The sequence below is a fragment of the Sporomusa sp. genome (assembly GCF_035561155.1).
Classification (GTDB): domain Bacteria; phylum Bacillota; class Negativicutes; order Sporomusales; family Sporomusaceae; genus Sporomusa.
Genome location: NZ_DATMYD010000007.1, coordinates 19,553 through 38,257 on the forward strand (window position 1 = coordinate 19,553; position 18,705 = coordinate 38,257).

General features: G+C 47.9%; 11 protein-coding genes. All 11 read right to left on the reverse strand.

Annotation, left to right across the window (positions count from 1 at the left end; translation table 11 throughout):
- Positions 1-2: 2 nt before the first annotated feature.
- The gene (locus VN447_RS01325) at positions 3-1,982 is read right to left on the reverse strand and encodes a methyl-accepting chemotaxis protein (protein ID WP_325522026.1); all 1,980 of its coding nucleotides are present in this window, start codon (positions 1,980-1,982) and stop codon (positions 3-5) included.
- A 151-nt stretch (positions 1,983-2,133) separates the two neighbouring features.
- On the reverse strand, positions 2,134-3,462 hold the full coding sequence (gene ssnA, locus VN447_RS01330; RefSeq protein ID WP_325522028.1) for a putative aminohydrolase SsnA: 1,329 nt from the start codon (positions 3,460-3,462) through the stop codon (positions 2,134-2,136).
- A gap of 12 nt (positions 3,463-3,474) precedes the next feature.
- The gene (gene ygfK / locus VN447_RS01335) at positions 3,475-6,585 is read right to left on the reverse strand and encodes a putative selenate reductase subunit YgfK (RefSeq protein WP_325522030.1); all 3,111 of its coding nucleotides are present in this window, start codon (positions 6,583-6,585) and stop codon (positions 3,475-3,477) included.
- A 98-nt stretch (positions 6,586-6,683) separates the two neighbouring features.
- Positions 6,684-7,058 carry a RidA family protein gene (locus VN447_RS01340; RefSeq protein WP_325522032.1) on the reverse strand — a complete coding sequence of 125 codons (375 nt, stop codon included), beginning with the start codon at positions 7,056-7,058 and terminating at the stop codon, positions 6,684-6,686.
- A gap of 24 nt (positions 7,059-7,082) precedes the next feature.
- Positions 7,083-9,638: a selenium-dependent xanthine dehydrogenase gene (gene xdh, locus VN447_RS01345; RefSeq protein WP_325522034.1), complete on the reverse strand. Its 2,556-nt coding sequence runs from the start codon at positions 9,636-9,638 to the stop codon at positions 7,083-7,085.
- Between the two features lie 33 nt (positions 9,639-9,671).
- The gene (locus VN447_RS01350; protein WP_325522099.1) at positions 9,672-10,985 is read right to left on the reverse strand and encodes a nucleobase:cation symporter-2 family protein; all 1,314 of its coding nucleotides are present in this window, start codon (positions 10,983-10,985) and stop codon (positions 9,672-9,674) included.
- A 700-nt stretch (positions 10,986-11,685) separates the two neighbouring features.
- Positions 11,686-12,645: a carbamate kinase gene (arcC, locus tag VN447_RS01355; RefSeq protein WP_325522036.1), complete on the reverse strand. Its 960-nt coding sequence runs from the start codon at positions 12,643-12,645 to the stop codon at positions 11,686-11,688.
- A 2-nt stretch (positions 12,646-12,647) separates the two neighbouring features.
- Positions 12,648-13,652: an ornithine carbamoyltransferase gene (locus VN447_RS01360; protein WP_325522038.1), complete on the reverse strand. Its 1,005-nt coding sequence runs from the start codon at positions 13,650-13,652 to the stop codon at positions 12,648-12,650.
- Between the two features lie 79 nt (positions 13,653-13,731).
- On the reverse strand, positions 13,732-14,973 hold the full coding sequence (locus VN447_RS01365; protein WP_325522040.1) for a YgeY family selenium metabolism-linked hydrolase: 1,242 nt from the start codon (positions 14,971-14,973) through the stop codon (positions 13,732-13,734).
- 142 nt (positions 14,974-15,115) lie between these two features.
- Positions 15,116-16,336 carry a diaminopropionate ammonia-lyase gene (gene dpaL / locus VN447_RS01370; protein WP_325522042.1) on the reverse strand — a complete coding sequence of 407 codons (1,221 nt, stop codon included), beginning with the start codon at positions 16,334-16,336 and terminating at the stop codon, positions 15,116-15,118.
- A gap of 524 nt (positions 16,337-16,860) precedes the next feature.
- The gene (locus VN447_RS01375) at positions 16,861-18,633 is read right to left on the reverse strand and encodes a sigma 54-interacting transcriptional regulator (protein WP_325522044.1); all 1,773 of its coding nucleotides are present in this window, start codon (positions 18,631-18,633) and stop codon (positions 16,861-16,863) included.
- Positions 18,634-18,705: the final 72 nt, after the last annotated feature.

The window sequence follows — 18,705 nt, forward strand, 5'->3', positions numbered from 1 at the left end:
CACTAAATTCTGAATTTTTCTACCAAATGTTGTAAATCAGCCGCCATATCAGCAAGTTTTTGGCTTGATGCTGCTATTTCTTCCATGGCTGCCGATTGCTCCTCAGTAGCCGCTGACACGGTTTGGGTTTGGCCGGAGATGTCTTTGCTAATGATTTCAATATGATTGACCGTGCTGGCAATATTACCGCCGTAGTCAGCCATTTGCCCAATGGCTACGGCAATGGTTTTTATCCCGGCTGATAACCCGGTTATCTGTTGGATAATTTCATTAAAGGCACTACCTGCGGCGGTTACTACTTCTGTGCCTGATTTTACAGCAACCGTACCACTCTGCATAGCCTGAACAGCCAATTGAGTGTCTGCCTGAATTTCGGCAACCAAGCTGGTAATCTGCTGGGCAGCCGCCTGTGACTGTTCGGCTAATTTACGGACTTCGTCAGCAACGACGGCAAAACCCCGCCCCTGCTCACCGGCTCGGGCAGCCTCAATAGCAGCGTTCAGCGCCAACAGGTTAGACTGTCCGGCAATACCCGAGATAGCACCAACAAATTCGCCAATTTCCTTTGACCTTGTCCCCAGCTTCAAAATAATTCCCGCTGTGCCGGTTACAGTGTTTTCAATAGTAGCCATTTGGCTTACTACCGAGGTTAAGAGTTTTTCACCTTGTTGTGCCGCGTCAGTAGTCTTTTCTGAGGCAACAGTAACGGCTGCCGCTGTTTGCGCCGTTTGTTCAATTCCAGCGGTAAGCTGCTCGACAACTTTTACCGCACCGGCCATAGCGGTGGTTTGCTCCACTGCGCCCTGCGCCGTCTGGGTAATAGCCTCTGCCACTTGGCCGGTGGCCTGAGCCGTTTGTTCAGAAGTTAAGAGCAACTGCTGTGAAGCCGCTGCTAAATGGCGCGAAGCCTTCATCACATTGCTGATGGTTGCACTCTGGCTATCCAGCATTTTATTAAAGGCCTGTGCCAATTCACCAATTTCGTCTTGGGCCTCAACTTGGATTCGTTGGGTCAAATCACCGCCGCCGGCGGCTATTTCGACAAGCCGCACGGCAACAGCCTTAATCCGCCGGAACAAATACCCGCTCAACAGTGCTATGGTTATGCTTAAAACAACAATGGACAGAGTAGAACCTATTATGATTTTTATCAACAACCCATTCAATTTGCTGGTGTACTCAACAAGCGGTACGTCCAGCAGCATAAACCAGTCGGTATTGGGAATTTGAGCAGCAAACAGTATATCATTTTCACCATTTACAGCAATTATCCTGCTGCCGCCGCCTGCTTCAATTAATTGTCTAACATACCCGCTATATTCTTGATTGGTGTCAAATAAATTCTTCAGCACTAAATTTTTGTCAGGATGGTGGAATACTATACCTTTTTTATGGATAATAAATACTTTATCGCTTTGAGCAATATGAAAATTGGTATTTTCCTGAAAGACAGTATTGACCCGGGTTGCGCCAGTCACCATGCCGGTAACTTGACCGTTATTTACCACCGGTACACCAACTGTCACGATGTACTGGCTGGGATCTTGTTTGCTGGGAAACGGGTTGGAAATGGCGATTTTTCCCTGCATCATCATGGGGAAAGTTTCTTGAGTGGCAATGTTTATAACAGAGCCGTCCTGAGTAACAAGAGTTCCTCTCGTATCTCCAAGACCTAAAGAAAAGTACATGCCATTCGAGCGGGCCACTTCCTGGCGTAAATAAGCAGTAACCTTGCTGGTATCACCGCTTTTTACGACTTCGGTGTTGGCCATTACCGAAACCTCAGCCTGTCTGGCCTGAATCCAGGTAGAGAGTTTTTGAGCATTAATGTTCACTGTCTGCTGTGCGCTTTTTTCCAGGGAGCCGATAACTTCCTCCCGGGCCTGATAGTAATTCATCCAACTAAGTAATAAGGTACAAATGGCAAAAACGCCCGACACAGCCAGTATGGCTTTCCACTTTAACGGCATACTCTTCTGCATGATTCTCTCCTCCGTTTATTACAAGTCTAAAACATTGCTCTTCTTTCACCATTTATTCGACATTTTTTCACCACTAATTCCCTATCTCCCAATACAAAAATTTAAAGCAGTGAGCCAGAGACTCCTGGCTCACTGCTCATACATTTTTACCTTACGGAAGCTTATCCATATTGTCCCACAGGCGCTGGGCAGCCTTACGGGCTTTGTCGTAAATGGGGCTGACGTCAAAGGTAAACTGTCTGTCTTCCAGCACAACTTTGCCGTTGATGATAACGGTAATTACATCGCGGGAGTCCATGCCAAAGGCAATGTGGCCACCAATGTTGCCAGGCACAAGCGGGGTGGGGGCCTGGTAATCAAGCACAGTCAAATCAGCTTTGTAGCCAGGTGCCACGCGGCCGAAGTCGGCAGCAAAGTAACGCTTTAATATCTCGTTGCCATTATATAAGAACTTAAGGTAGCTGTCAGGCCACATGGGACCGCCAGCATCTTTGTGTTTGAAGTAGGCAAACTTCATTTCTTCCCACATGTCACTGCCCATGCCGTCGGTTCCCAGAACCAGGTTTTTGTACATCGGCAGTTTGGTGCTGTAGCCAACATTGTTGTTCATGTTAGAGCGGGCATTGTGAGCCAGGAACGCGTCCTTGGCATTGACGATTTCAATATCCTGGTCTGACAGGTACACACCATGCACCAAAAGGGCTTTATCATTGACTAAACCAGCATCATTCAGGCGGACAATCACGTCTTTGCCGTACATATGGTGGCTGTGGGATACGTCATAGCGGTCTTCGGCTACATGGACATGGACACCGCGTCCGGTCTCGCGTACAGCGTCGGCCATAAGCTTAAGAGCGGCATCAGGCATGGTAACAGGGGCATGGCCGCCAATCATGGCCTCTACCAAATGATTGCCGTCTGTGGCCTGTCTATCACTTTCGCACAGTTTGGCAAAATCAACATTTTCCTGAACACCGGCTTCGACTTCTTTGAGTCCCTCGTTGCGGTCGGTGGTTTCATAGCAGGTAATGCCGCGCAGGCCGGTTTCCTCAAAAGCTTTTTTGAGGGTTTTGAGCGAGCCTTTAAGGAAGGATGGCGAAGCATGGTGGTCAATTACCGCTGTTGTGCCACAGCGAATGGCTTCCAGCGAGCATACCATACCGCTGTAGTAGAGGATTTCCTCGTCAATGGCCAAGTCAAGCCGCCACCAGAGATTTTTGAGCACCAAAACAAAGTCAGGGCTGGGAGCGATATTGGCGGTAATCCCCCGGGCCAGACCGGAGTAAAAATGGTTATGGCTGCAGACAATGCCTGGCATAACCAGTTTGCCTTGCATATCAATGACGCGGTCGGCCTGATAATTAGCAGCAGCCCCCACGCCGACGGCAGCGATTTTGCTGCCGACAATGACAATATCTACGCCGGATCGTATGGAAGCCGGATGAAATTCAACAACTGTGGCGTTTTTTAATACTAGCACAATGGTCCCCCCTTATTCCTCTACGCGACCGAACAGCGCCGTCCGGTTAGTGTATAGGTAATTAAATACCTGGGCCATCTGGGTAAAGGTTGCATTACCGGTAGCTTGGAGCTGACCGTTTTCCAGGTGGTGGGTAGTAACCTCACCGTTGATACGCACTACCACGGTGTCACCTTCTACTAAGAAGCCATTGTTCTGGCTATGGTCAAAGTCGTCACGACGGCTAAATACCGTAATCTTGTCAGTGAACGGCCGGCCTTCCCATGGACAGAAGCCAGCACAGTTGCCGCATTCGTTACAGAAGGCATCCAAGTGGATAATCTGGTTGTGGTTAGCGAAACCATCGTCTAAATAAATGGCCAGATTAGCGCGGTTGGGGCAGACTTCTACGCACTTGTTACAAACATAGTTGCACTCTAAACAGCGGCTGTATTCTCTGTCGCCTGTTGCAACGTCGACTTTACCGGGACCTTCATTCGTCAGCGGCGCAGCACCTCTCAAACCAAATTTTTTGTTGGCAATTTCCTGCGCCTGCTCGCAATGGCCTTTTCCTATTGTATCGGCTTTTACTCTAAAACCGGCAATTTCTTTTTGGCAGATGGCGTCCGCGACTCTGCGGCCATCGGCAATACTTTTAACGATTGAGGAAGCACCCTGTCTGGCATCGCCGGCTAAGTACACGTTCTCTAAGTTGGTCAATTGCTGGCCCTGAGTGGTAATGCCCAATTTGGTAAGCAGAGCTGTATTGATGTCTTCGCCAATTGAGATAATGATGGTATCGGCTGTAAAGGTCTTGTACTCGCCGGTAGGTTCGGGCTGACGGCGGCCGCCGGCGTCAGGTTTGCCGAGCTGCATGACCTGGCAGACAAGCTTGCCCTGGTCGTCAATTCTTTCCGGATTGACCAAAAAATTAAAGTCTACGTTATCGGCCACAGCCAGGTCGTATTCGGCACGGTCGGCAGGCATTTCCCTGATGGAGCGGCGGTACACAATGGCACTTGTTTCCACGCCTTTTACCCGTAAAGCCGTACGGCTGGCGTCCATGGCCGTGTTGCCGGCACCGATGGTAATAACGCTTTTGCCTAAGTTGAGGGCAGATGCATCCTGGTTAAACTGGGCCAGGAATTGTAAGGCCGGAATGATTTGCGGTTGTTTATCGCTTTCCGCTTTGAGAGTAAAGAGTTTTTCCGCGCCAGCGCCTACGGCTACGATTACATAGTTGTAGCCTTGTTGTTTGAGGCCGGCGGGAGTAAGGTCAGGGCTGGAGTTAAAAACAAACTCGACGCCATGTGCTTTGATAAAGTTGATATCGCTGTCAATTGTCTCGCGATTGATTCGGAAATTAGGAATGACATGCTTTACGGTACCGCCGGCGCTTTCGCGTGTTTCATATACTATCACGCTAAAGCCCTCACGGGCTAAGAAGTAGGCTGAGGCCAGACCAGCCGGGCCGGCACCCATCACGGCAACTTTGATGCCGTTTTTGCTCTGGGGCAGTATATAATTTTTATGGTATTCATCCCAGCCTTGCTCGACAACCAGGCGCTTAATCTCGCGAATCTGCACACAACCTTCATAATCCAGACGGGTACAGTTGTGTTGACAGGCATGGTCGCAGATGGTCCCGGTAATACCTGGCAGGGCATTCTTTTCATAAATAAGCGCCAGTGCCTCAGCATAACGCTTTTGCCCTGCCAGACGAATGTATTCAGGAATGTCCTGGTTGATGGGACAAGCCGTTTTACAAGGAGCGGCAGCACAATCAAACAGCGGCAGTTGGCTCTTGATGGAGGCTTTGGCATGGCCGCGGAAATGTTTTTGTAAGTAGTCGGCAGTCAGGGCTTTTTCTGCTAACGCTTGCAGTTTGGCAACATCAATCTTATTAACTTCCCAGCCGGAAGCTGTTTCCAGTTTGGTGGCAATGGCCGCCATGCGGGCATAACCGCCTGGTTTGAGCAGCTCGGTAGCCAAAGTGACAGGCTTAATGCCTGTGGCAAATACCTCTAATACATTATGTTCGGTAATGCCGCCAGAGAAGGAAATGGGCATTTCCCCCTGAAACTCTGCCGAGATTTTAGCAGCCAGATTAATAGACAGCGGGAACAGGGCGCGGCCTGACATATACATCTCTCCACCAGGTAGCTTGCCTTTAAAGTTGACCGAACCCAGGGTATTGGTCAGCTTGACACCAAAGAAACGGCCTTGAGCGTCTGCCCCTTTTTTGAGTCTGGTCAGCATGGGGATGGCATCGGCATATTGCAAATCATGGTCGAAGGCGTCTTCGGACAATTCGACATAGTCAAAGCCGGTGCTGTCGAGAATAGAACGCACACCTTGGTAAGTCAGCAGCGTGGGGTTAAGTTTTACATACATGTCGATTTTCTTTTCGGTCAGCAAGTATACGCAAATTCTTTCAATTTCAGCAGGCGGACAGCCGTGCATGGTGGACAAGGTAATTGACTGGCAGACATTGCCTGAGATGCGCCCCGCGATGCCTGTAAGCTGGGCCAGGCGATCTTCCAATCCAGTACCTTTCAGGAAGCCGCCCTCAGCAACAAGGGTTTCCACTTCAGCCAGACATTGCAGAAAGTACGGGTGACGGGAAGCATCCCTCAGGTTATTGAGGTAGGCGTCCATACGCGGCGATTGGATGCCTTCCAGATTATAGCCTGCGCTCATATTAAAGATAAAGGAACGTTTGCCGCTTTGGCTAAGATCAAAGACTTCCTCCACTACATGCAGCAGCACCCAGGCTTTGATGTATTCTTCATACGCTTTTTCTACCGTGAACTCACTTGACCATTCGGTGTTAAAACCTTCATCATCGGCATCAATGCAAGGTTTGGCCACAGGCGGCTCATGTTCCTGAACGGTCTTAAGCTCAATAAAGCGGGCACCGGCCAGGTATGCTGCCACAATATTCTGGGCCAGCTGGGTGTGCGGCCCGGCGGCAGGACCTACGGCAGTTTCGATGGTTTCACCAAACAGGGAAAAAGTTTTGCCATTTTGCTTATGAAAGAAATGGCTGGCTGGGTAGCCAAAGACGGAACGATCGGCCGCATATTCTTCGATAATCCGTGCAACAAGTTCAGGCAGGGGAACCGGTCTCATTAAGTCTCCCATAGTGATTCCTCCCATTTATTTCATTTATATATACGACGAATTAGTTTACAGGCAGGCTGTCAATATAAGCTTAGGGGTTGCTTATTGGTTCAGGTCGGTTAACAGAGAGCAACGGCCTCTATTTCTACCAGCACATCTTTAGGCAGGCGGGCTACTTGGACACAGGCACGAGCCGGGAAGTCCTTGGTGAAGTATTGTGCATAAACAGCATTAACGGCAGCAAAATCATTCATATCTTTTAGGAAAACGGTGGTTTTGACAACTGCTTCGGCACTCAGTCCGGCACTGGCCAATATAGCCATTACGTTTTCCAGTGATTGTTTGGCCTGGCCTTCTACTGTGGCCGCAACAGTGCCGTCAGCCGGATTTACCGGCAGTTGGCCTGATATAAACAACAGGCCGTTGGCTTTGACGGCTTGAGAGTAAGGCCCGATAGCGGCCGGAGCTTTATCTGTCGTAATAATTGTCTTCATAGGTTAATACCTCCAAATAATTAATCATTTTTTACGGCTATAGGGTGTCTGGGCAAGCGGCAAATCCGTGCGGATTTTCCCGTCCAGTCTGAAATAGGCACCGGCAGCTGCAGGAGCGGTGGGAATGCTAGTGATTTCACCTACGCCTTTGGCGCCATATGCCAGCTCAGCTTCATTTTTCTCTACCAGAAGACTTTCGATTTCAGGGATACTGCCAGCCCGGAAAAGACCCAGGGTTCCGAATTTAACTTGTGGTATCCCATTTTTCAGCGGAAAGTCTTCAGTTAGGGCATAACCCAGTCCCATAACCACGCCACCTTCAATCTGACCTTCAACCCCTATTGGATTGATGGCCTTGCCGACATCATGAGCAGCTACTACTTTGACCAGCTTGCCTGCTTCGTCCAGGATAACTACCTGACTGGCGTAGCCGTAGGCAACGTGGCTTACCGGGTTAAGTTTATCAGAACCCATGGGGTCGGTTACACCGGAATATTCACCATAAAATTCACGGCCTTCCAACTCGCTTATCTTGGCTGCTGCCAGTGCTTCCCTAAGTTTTAGCGCCGCCCGGCGTACGGCCTCACCGGTAAAAACTGTCTGGCGTGAGGCTGTTGTGGTACCGGAATTGGGTGTAAGATAGGTATCAGGCACAGCCATGGCTGTTTGGCAATATTCAAGACCTGCTGTTTCACACAAAATCTGGGTCATAGCAGTTGCTAAACCCTGACCAATGCAAGCGGCACCTGTTAGGATAACGGCTTTACCGTCCTCGATTTTTATCTTGGCCCGCCCAATGTCGGGCAGGCCAACACCGAGGCCGGCATTTTTCATAGCACAGGCAAGACCGGCATAGGGACTGCCTTCAAATGCCTCTTTAACAACCAGCAGGGTTTCTTTCAGGGCGGTACCCTGGTCGGCAATTTGACCGTTAGGCAAAACCTTGCCGGGTTCGATGGCATTGCGCCAGCGTATCTCCCATTGGGATATACCGACTTTTTCAGCCAGCAGGTTAATGTTGTTTTCCATAGCAAAGCATGACTGTGTTACGCCGAACCCCCGGAAAGCGCCGGCAGGCGGATTATTGGTATATACGCCCAAACCGACAATATCCACATTCTCAATTTGATACGGTCCGGCGGCATGGGTACAGGCCCGCTGCAATACCGGCCCGCCCAGCGAGGCGTAGGCGCCGGTATCGGCAAGCAATTGGGCTTTCATGGCAGTGATGATACCATTTTCGTCACAGGCCGTCGTAAATTCCATCTCCATGGCGTGTCGTTTGGGATGGATATTAATGCTGTCCTGACGGGACAACGTATTTTTCACCGGTTTTTTGGTCTGCCAGGCTAAGAGAGCAGCATGATGCTGTACAGACAAATCTTCTTTACCGCCAAAACCGCCGCCCACTATTTTACTGATGATGCGTACATGGTTTTCTTCCACCCCCAGCAGTGAAACAATGCCGTGGTGATCGTCGTAAACGTTCTGCCCTGCCGTATACACCGTCAACGTGCCATCAGCATTCGGGACTGCCAGGGCACTCTCAGGTTCAAGAAAGGCGTGTTCGGTGGGCGGAGTGGTATATCGCTGGGTTACGACATGTATGGCCTTGGCAATAGCTGCATCCACATTGCCACGTTTAAGCACTGTTTTGGCCAGCAGATTGCCCTTGGGGTGAAGCTGCGGCGCATCTTCGGCCAGTGCCTGGCTGGGAGAGGTTAGCGGGACTAACTCCTCATAATCGACTTTTATCAGCTTTATAGCCTCTTGGGCTATCCTTTTACTGGTGGCAGCTACTGCCGCCAGTGCGTCACCAATATAGCGGGTTTCTTCCCCGGCGGCAATAAAGGCCGGCCAATCGGGAATAATGTGTCCCTGATGGCGCCGCCCGGGAATATCTCTGGCGGTAATGACGGCTTCGACGCCAGGGAGCACCTGGGCAGCCGAAATGTCAATGCTTTTAATAAAAGCACGGGCGCTAGGTGCGCGTAAAACGGCAGCGTGCAACATACCTTCAATATACATATCATCCACGTACTCGGCCAACCCTAACACTTTGTCTTTGGCATCGATACGCGGCATTCTGTCGCCTACTTTATAGGCAATATCCGCTGGCGGGATATACCCTTCGCGCAGGGCTTTGGCAGCCATCAGCACTGCCTGCTCGATTTTGACATAGCCTGTGCAACGGCAGACGTTGCCGTGCAATGCTTTTTTTACTTCGCCACGCGTGGGGTCAGAAGTTTTATCCAGTAAAGCTTTGGTACTAATCACCATGCCTGGTATGCAGAAGCCACATTGCACAGCACCGGCAGCGGCAAATGCCCAGCTATAGATGTTTTTTTCCTGTTCGGACAAGCCTTCGACTGTTAATAGCGTTTTACCGTTGATTTTTGCAGTTGTCAGCACGCAGGCCCGCATGGCTTTTCCGTCCAGCAGCACCATACACGCCCCGCAGGCCCCCTCGGCACAGCCGTTTTTTACCGAAGTAAGGCGGGCATAATCTCTCAGGTACTCCAGCAGGTTTATATCCGTATCACAGGCAGTCGGCTGACCGTTTAGTATAAAACTATACATATTAATCCCTCCTGTTTAGGAAAGGTTTATACCTTAACAATGATGGCTGGCCGTTTCTGCTTGTACGTCAACATCATCAACTTTTTTGCCACATTCGTTAAAGAAGTAGTTGAGGGTAAGAGCGACAATACTGCCGGCGGTAATGCCACTGTGAAGAATTAATTGGGCAAATTGCGGCAGTTTATGGTAAAAACCGGGTGCGGCCAGCGGAATGAGGCCAACCCCTAAACTAATGGCTACAATCATGGCATTATGATTGCCTTCAAACTTCACTTTTGCCAGAGCGCGGATGCCGCTGGTGGCTACCATACCAAACATGGCAATGCCTGCGCCGCCAAGCACCGGGTTGGGAATGGCAGCCACCACGGCAGCCGCTTTGGGGAATAAGCCGAGAGAACCCAGAATAATACCGGCAGCAACTACCACATAGCGGCTTCTGATGCCGGACATAGCCAGCAGGCCGACATTCTGAGCAAAAGCCGAATGCGGGAAGGTATTCATAAAACCACCAAGTAAGGTAGAAAATGCATCAGCTCTAAGACCCCGGGCCAAGTCGTCCTGATTTACCGGTTTGCCGACAATCTCGCCTACAGCAATGATATCACCGGTGGTTTCAGTCATGATAACCAGGAACACCAGTGTCATTGCAATAATGGAAGTTATATCAAATATGGGCATACCGAAAGCCAGAGGGGTAACAACGGAAAACCAGGCGGCTGTTGATACTTGTGAAAAGTTAGTCATGCCGAACGGAATGGCAACCAGTGTACCAATCACCAGACCCATCAGTACAGCAATATTGCTCCAGAAACCTGTGAGTACGCGGTACAGAATAACAATAATGATTAATACGGTAAAAGCCAGGCCGATATTCTGCAAATCGGCAAAATCAGGTGCAGCCGGGTTACCGCCTCCTGCCCAGCGCACCGCTACAGGCAAAAGTGACACACCAATCAGGGTAATAATAGTGCCTGTTACTACTTTTGGAAAAAAACGAATAAGTTTACTGAAGAAAGGACTCAAGAAATAGCCAATTGCTCCAGCGGCAATAGTACCACCGAAAATTCCGGCTAACCCATGAGTTTTGCCCACCAGAATCATAGGCGCAACGGCAGCAAATGATACCCCTTGCATTATGGGGCTCTTAATCCCCATATTCCAAAAACCCAACGCCTGAATCATTGTGGCGATTCCTCCCACCACTAAGTCACATTGAATGAGGTAAATCACCTGTTCATGTGGTAGACCCAATGCATTGGCAATAATGAGCGGTACTGCCACTGCACCGGCATACATAGCCATAACATGCTGTAGTCCATAAGTAAATAACTGTCCTTTTGGCAGCATTTCATCAACAGGAGCTACTTTATTTTCCACTTTTGACTAGCACCTCTTTTTCAAATAATTCGCAAATTTAGTTGCATTCATTTACTTGCGAAGTGCGTGAACCTACCAAGTCCTTATGCTGTTGGCCATTCTCTGCCATTTGATTGACGTGCTGAGAACAGGCGCAACACCTGCCAGATACTGCATAATTCTAATATGTGCCTGATCATCACGGTTGCCCGGCTACATATTATAATGTCTGTCTAATAGCAAACTTTAAGCGGAAGACGTGTTTCTTTGCCGTAAACCCCATCCTCCGGCGGCGTTTGCTGCTTGCCGCAGCAGAGCAAGAGTGGCTTGATAACACGTCTTTTCCGCGGATTTTTCCAACCTCAATTTGGTTTTTGCCAATCAAGGCCTGATTGGCCACTGTTTTTACAGTACTTGTGAATCTTTTATTAACTAGAGGTGGTGATCGGGCAGGCGGGAGTGATTCTCACCCGCCTGCTCACGCCACCCGCAACTTTCATCTAGAGCTGACACCCATATTGGATTACATTACTGCAGAGATACTCCTAAACAGGGAGTATCTCTGCCTTGCTTTTATAAAGTAGACTTAGCTTCAGGTGGGGTTTTAACCCCATCTGAAGGTTAGTCGCACTTATCCAGAGACTTATCCGCTCTCACTCCCACTTGGGGAAGCTGGGAGTTTTAGAGCGGGTTAGTCATCGGATGAATATACGTGAGTTCCCGTTTTTCCGGCTACTGCCTCTTCTAAAGATTCAGGATTAGTGATAATAGCTTTGCTGCCGCCATTTTCCAGGAATTTAATTACCGCCTGAATCTTGGGCAGCATGCTGCCAGGCGCAAAATGATTCTCTTTTACATATTCTTTCAGTTCAGCAAGGGTAACTCTATCTAAGGCTTTCTCTTCTGGTTTGCCGTAATTTAAATATACTTTGGGTACACCGGTGGATATAATCAGTTCATCGGCTTGAATCTGCGAGGCTAGCAAGCTGGCCGCAAAGTCTTTGTCAATCACAGCATCGACGCCTTTAAAACTGCCATCCTCCTGCCGGATAACCGGGATACCCCCGCCGCCCACCGCAATCATGCAGTAGCCGTCCCGCACCAATTTATCGATAACGTCTTTCTCGACAATTTCCAGGGGCAGAGGAGAAGCCACTACCCGGCGGAAACCGCGCCCCGAGTCACTTACCATAACCCAGTCAGGATGCTCTTTTTGGATTTTTTCGGCCTGTTCCTGGGTATAGAAGGAGCCAATAGGTTTGGTCGGTTTTTGAAAAGCCGGATCGTTGCTGTCTACCACTACCTGCGTAACCAGTGTAATGGCAGCTTTGTCCATGCCTCTTTTCTTAAATTCATTATCCATGGCCTGCTGAATCTGATAGCCGATGGCCCCTTGGGTATCAGCACCACAAGCTACCAGGGGTACGAAGTGCATTCCCGCTACTTCGTTAGCAATTTCCGACCGTCTAAGAATAAAACCTACCTGGGGCCCATTGCCATGGGTTATGATGACCTCATACCCTTGTTCTATCATACCGACAATATGCTTAGCGGTCTCACAAACGGCATCATACTGGTCTTCTACTGTCTGACGTGTGTTATCCCGAATTAAGGAGTTGCCCCCAATAGCGATAACAGCTAACTTGGCCATACTTATCTTCCACCCATTAGCAGCGTCATAATAGCTTTAGCTGTGTGCAGACGATTTTCGGCTTCATCATATACAATGGAATGCGGTCCGTCGATAACGGCATCTTCTACTTCATTGTTTCGGTCGGCCGGCAGCGCATGCATATACATTACGTTTTTATCTGCTGTAGCCATTTTTGCTTGGGTACATTTCCAGGACTTCTGAGCTTTGAGCTTGTCATCCACGACGGCTACGGCGCCGGAAGCAGCCAAGCCGGTTTGGTCATTTACCCAGTTGCCCCAGTTTTTCGGAATTACGATATGAGCGCCTTCGTAGGCTTCGGCCTCGTTGTCGGTAACGGTAACGGTACCACCGTATTTTTCGGCATTGGCTTTAGCTTGGGCAATTACCCAGTCAGGCAGCTCCCAGCCTTTTGGATGAGCCAGAACAACGTCCATGCCATAGCGAGGGAAGAGCAGTACTTGGGATACCGGTACTGAGATAGGTTTTTTGTGGCTTTCGGCATAGGCCCAGATGATGGATACTTTTACCCGTTTTAAATCGCCGATTTTTTCCTTCATGGTCATGAGGTCGGCCAGGGCTTGGAACGGATGATACAGATCGCATTGTAGGTTCATAATGGGTTTTGATGACCACTTGGCCATTTCAGTGAGGTATTTGTTGCCATAGCCCCAGTTGCAGTAACGGCAGGCAATAGCGTGGCCAAAGCGGGACAATATGATTGCCGTATCTTTGGCACTTTCGCCGTGAGCTATCTGCATGCTGCTCGAATCTAGGAACCCTGCATGACCGCCTAATTGGGCAAACCCAGCTTCCATAGAGTTTCTGGTACGGGTGGATTGTTCAAAGAACATTAGAAACATAGATTGATGTAGTAAATAAGGAGTTGGAACACCCATGGCAAATTTCTTCTTCAGGTCCAATGAGACCTCAAGCATGGTATCTACTTCCTCTTTGGTGAAATCTTCCAAATTAATAAAATGTCTTCCTCTGAAAATAGATTGCATTATAAATTCCTCCCTGAAATTTTCATATTTTTATATATTAATTATGGTGTAATTACCATAACTAACGCGAATATGGAGTTTATACCAGATTTTCGGTGCGTTCCGTCATTTTGTCTGCGTATTTTCGGGTATAAATCAACGGGATAGCCGCATACATGGCAGCGCAGTTTACCAGCTCTTTCTTCCAGGTGCGTTCGTTAGGAGCATGGGCCTGGTCTTCATGGCCGGGACCAAAGCCGATGCAGGGAATGCCGTAGCGGCCCATAATGGATACGCCGTTGGTGGAGAAGGTCCATTTGTCTACTTTGGGCTCTTCCTTGAACAAGCCTTGGAAGGCATCTACCAGGGTATGGCATACAGGATGTTCGTTTTCAATCAGCCAAGTTGGGAAATAACACTCAGTTGGATATACCAAACCGGTATAAGCAGGTCTTTCATAGGTATACATAGTTACTTCGGCATTGGCTGCTTTTACCGAAGGAAGATTTTTAATTTGTTGGATGGCATATTCGCCGCTCTCGCCGGCAGTTAACCGTCGGTCGATGGAAATCCAGCAGCTATCGGCCACTGCACAACGCGAAGGAGAAGTATGGAAGATTTCTGAAACCGTCAAGCTGCCTTTGCCCAGGAAGTCATGATCCATTAAGTTTTCATGCAGAGCTTTTAAATCGCTAAGGATGGGGCCCATTTTATAGATGGCATTATCGCCCCGTTCGGGTGCCGAACCATGGCAGCTCACGCCTGTGGTTTTTACCCGGATTTCCATGCGTCCTCTCTGGCCCCGGTAAATTTTGCCGTCTGTCGGCTCAGTGCTTACCACAAACTCAGGACGCAGTTTATCCTCTTGAATAATGTATTGCCAGCAAAGGCCGTCACAGTCTTCTTCCTGTACCGACCCAACCACAACTAAAGTATAGTCGTCTTCTAAGCCAAGGTCTTTAATGATTTTACCGGCATATACCATGGAAGCCATACCGCCTTCCTGGTCGCTGGCCCCCCGGCCGATGATGATTTCTTCATCCTCATACCCTTTATAGGGATCATATTTCCAGTTTTCCGGATTGCCGATCCCTACTGTATCAATATGGGCATCCAGGGCGATAAGATGTTTGCCATGACCGATATAGCCTAAAATATTACCCATAGGGTCGATTTCCACTTTGTCAAATCCCACTTTTTCCATTTCTTCTTTGATACGAAGGATAACTTTTTCCTCCTGGCAGCTTTCACTGGGGATGGCGATCATATCGCGTAAAAATTTACTGATTTCCGGTTCATACTTTTGGGCAAGCTCCATAATCTTTTCAAATTCCAGTTTCAAATTAGTAACCCCTTTCCTTTTTTTGATTATATATTTGTCCCTGCCATAAGAAACACGGCTTGCGCCGAACCTTTGGCGAAGCGGAAGCTGATGTTGCCCTTATCCAGGCGAGAGTTATACTCTCTATCAGGATAAGGAAGTCCTATATAGCCGGGACAGGGTATTCTCCATTCCAGGTAATGCTGCGATATTTTACCGGGTCGGTATCGCCTTCGGTGCTAAACAGCAGAATTCTTGACTTTTCGTTTAGGCCTAGTTTGGCTTTGGCTTCCGCCATAGCCGGGTTAGTCATAAGCTCTGCTACAAGACCGGCAGTAACGGCTCCTGATTCACCGGAAATTACTCTGGCGTCTTTAGCCAGAGGATTGCCCAGCAATCGCATTCCCTTAGCCGCCACCCAGTCAGGGCAGGAAGCAAACATATAGCTGTAATCTCTAAGCACATTCCAGCCGATAGTATTAGGTTCGCCACAAGCTAAACCAGCCATAATAGTGGCTAAATCCCCGGCAACAATTCTTGGTTTGCCATCATTGGCCAAAGCCGATTTATATAAGCAGTCGGCCTGATCGGATTCTACAATGACAGTTATAGGAGTTTCACCTTCACAGGCCGAGGCAAAGAAACCTTGTACCGCACCGGCTAAAGAACCTACCCCTGCCTGCACAAACACATGAGTGGGTTTTTCCACACCCATGGCCTGTAGTTGTTCCAAAGCTTCCAAAGCCATTGTCCCATAACCCTGCATAATCCAGGTAGGAATTTCTTCATATCCCTCCCAGGCCGTATCTTGTACTACCACCCAACCATACTTATTAGCATTTTCGGTAGCCAGGCGCACTGCGTCATCATAGTTTAAGTCGGTAATCGACGCTTCCGCTCCTTCTGCCTGGATATTCTCCAGTCGAGTAAGAGAAGAGCCTTTTGGCATATACACAACAGATTTTTGTTTTAGCCGGTTAGCCGTCCAGGCGACACCCCGTCCGTGATTGCCATCGGTAGCCGTAGTAAAAGTAATTTCCCCTAATTGTTTGCGAACCTCATCAGAGGTCAGCCGTGTATAATCCAGTTTGTCTATGTCTACACCCAAACGCTGTGCCAGGTATTTACCCATAGCGTAAGAACCTCCCAGCACTTTGAAAGCATTCAACCCAAAGCGATAGGATTCATCTTTTACATACACACCGCCTACCCCCAAATAGCTGGCCAGCGCATCCAGGCGACGCAGCGGGGTTTCGCTATATTCAGGAAAACTCTTGTGAAATTCTCTCACCTTACGTATTTCCTGACAGCTCAAAAAATCAATAGATGCCTTCTCTTTTTTATCCATCATTTGATTTTTAACCCATTTAATCTTTTGCTCCATTCTTGTACCTCTTTTCTGGTTTAAATCCGTTGTTACTAGTTATTTATGCAAAGACCATGCCAAACTTATCTGATACCTAGAAATTTCTTATTCCTCGAGGCTGAACCGGTACTGCACACGCTGTAGAGCAAGGCGCGTTTTACTTATTTTTTTGCTTCGTCCCCCTTAGGCTCTAAAACTTGCGTCTATTTAGTCTGTATATTCCAAATATTTCATTATCAAAATAATAACTTTATCATTTTGATAAAGTTGCCTGATTAAGCACTTCTTTTGCTCGGCGAATAGGAATACAGCGCTCCTTTTGCTTTCCACATACCTGCTTTTTCTACTATTTTTTATCAATTTGATAAATCAGTGGAAAAATGGGTTGCCAATCCCAAGCCGATGTTGCCCTTATACAGGCGAAAGTTATACTTTGTGATAGGACGAAAAAAATATATGCTATCTGTCTAATCGCAAAGCAATTAGGCAGATAGCATATATTAGATAGCATTATTAATGCTTGAATCACTTATCTTTTATCGTTATGTCGATATATTTCGGGCTTCTTCAATTTCATGTAATTTCCTGTACAATGTGGCAATACCTATTCCCAGTTGTTTGGCAGCGGCCAGTTTTCCCTGGGTTGTGTCTCCAAAGCGCTGGAGAACTTGTAAAATATGTTCTTGTTCTATTTGGCGCAAAGATTTAAACTCCCCCACTCCCCGTTGAACCGGTTGAACAGCCTGATTGTCAAAAAAACTTCGCGGCAGGGTATCCCTGGTCAACCAACCATTTTCATCTGCCATGTTAATCATAAACTCGATGGTATTCTCTAATTCCCGGATATTCCCCGGCCAACTGTATTGCATCAGTATCCCCATGGTTTCGTGGTCAATACCACGAATCTTTTTGCTAAACAATCCTCCATATTTTCCCATCAGGGATTTCACCAGCGGTTCGATATCTTCCACCCGGTTGCGCAGCGGCGGTACTTCTATGGGAATTACATTTAATCGGTAATATAAATCTTCCCGGAATTTTTTTTCTTTGATAAGCTCTTTTAAGTCTTTGTTGGTAGCGGCAATGACGCGTATATCCAAAGATATCAACTGGTTAGAACCAATGCGTACAATTTTTCGTTCCTGCAATACTCGCAGCAGCTTGACCTGCAGATACAGGGGCATATCACCGATTTCATCTAAGAAGATAACGCCCTTGTTAGCCAGTTCAAATTTACCGATTTTTCCCCGGGGATCTGCACCGGAAAAAGCCCCCTTCACATAACCGAATAGTTCACTTTCCAGTAATGTGTCAGGTATGGCAGCACAGTTGATGCCAATAAAAGGCTTATCACTGCGATTACTGACAGCATGAATAGCCCGGGCCACAACCTCCTTACCGGTACCACTTTCCCCGATTATAAGAACGGTGGAATTAGAATCAGCAAGTTTCGCTAATTTGGTCTTGAGTTGTTGCGTTACCGGGGAACAACCGACAATATTATCCAGGGTGACTGGCATATCTACCTTGGTTAAGTTATAAATACCCGATTTTACATTTTTAATTTCGTTAAATATAAAAATCCGGTCATAGGAAGGCAACCCCGATGACACATCCAATAAATTACCCATAAGAAAATAGGTGGAATGATCAATGGTTACCTTGTATTCCTCCACTCCCAACAAGGAATCGCTGGTAGCTGCCATAGAAACCGTCTTGCCAATACACTCGGCAGTAAGTTGAAGTTGTTTGCAGGCACTGTCATTAATCTGGACAATTTTACTATCTCCATCCAGCACCAGTACCCCTTTGTCCACATTGTCTATAACCTGCAACAACACTTCCATCATACGCTGATTGCGTTTACTTTCCTGCCGTTCATACGCCTTGGCACTGATAAAGTCAGCAATCTGCTCCAGAAACAGCTGGTAAAAATTCAAATCCTGCAACAATTGCTTTTTTTGCGCTTCCTCAAAACAAATCAGGCCAATGACCCCAATAATCTCCTCTCCCAGAGTAATGGGAGTACATAGCTCCAGTTTTTCATCACAGCAATCCTGCTTAGGACAGATAGCGCAAAGTTCGTGCTTGCCCGGGTCCTCAATAAACTGTGGCTTGCCGGTAGCCAATACATGTTTATAGACAAACCCTTCCCGGGACATATCTTCATTAATGCCACTGTCATAAACGCCGGTGCCAGCAATACGGAATAAGTCAGCATCCACAATTTCCACATCTACGCGAATAACATGGGCAATAATCTTTGCATATTGAATGACAGTACCTTGTATTTCCTGCAAAATTGATTTTTTCATATAAAAAGAGCCTCCAACACGCCCCCTGCCCACAGTCCGGGCTTTAGCTGATAATAGCTCACTCACTTATAA

Excerpts from the sequence above, each read along its gene's own strand:
- VN447_RS01325 (WP_325522026.1), bottom strand. The coding sequence starts at position 1,982 with ATGCAGAAGAGTATGCCGTTAAAGTGGAAAGCCATACTGGCTGTGTCG.
- ygfK (WP_325522030.1), bottom strand. The coding sequence starts at position 6,585 with ATGGGAGACTTAATGAGACCGGTTCCCCTGCCTGAACTTGTTGCACGG.
- VN447_RS01340 (WP_325522032.1), bottom strand. The coding sequence starts at position 7,058 with ATGAAGACAATTATTACGACAGATAAAGCTCCGGCCGCTATCGGGCCT.
- xdh (WP_325522034.1), bottom strand. The coding sequence starts at position 9,638 with ATGTATAGTTTTATACTAAACGGTCAGCCGACTGCCTGTGATACGGAT.
- VN447_RS01350 (WP_325522099.1), bottom strand. The coding sequence starts at position 10,985 with ATGCTGCCAAAAGGACAGTTATTTACTTATGGACTACAGCATGTTATG.
- arcC (WP_325522036.1), bottom strand. The coding sequence starts at position 12,645 with ATGGCCAAGTTAGCTGTTATCGCTATTGGGGGCAACTCCTTAATTCGG.
- VN447_RS01360 (WP_325522038.1), bottom strand. The coding sequence starts at position 13,652 with ATGCAATCTATTTTCAGAGGAAGACATTTTATTAATTTGGAAGATTTC.
- dpaL (WP_325522042.1), bottom strand. The coding sequence starts at position 16,336 with ATGGAGCAAAAGATTAAATGGGTTAAAAATCAAATGATGGATAAAAAA.
- VN447_RS01375 (WP_325522044.1), bottom strand. The coding sequence starts at position 18,633 with ATGAAAAAATCAATTTTGCAGGAAATACAAGGTACTGTCATTCAATAT.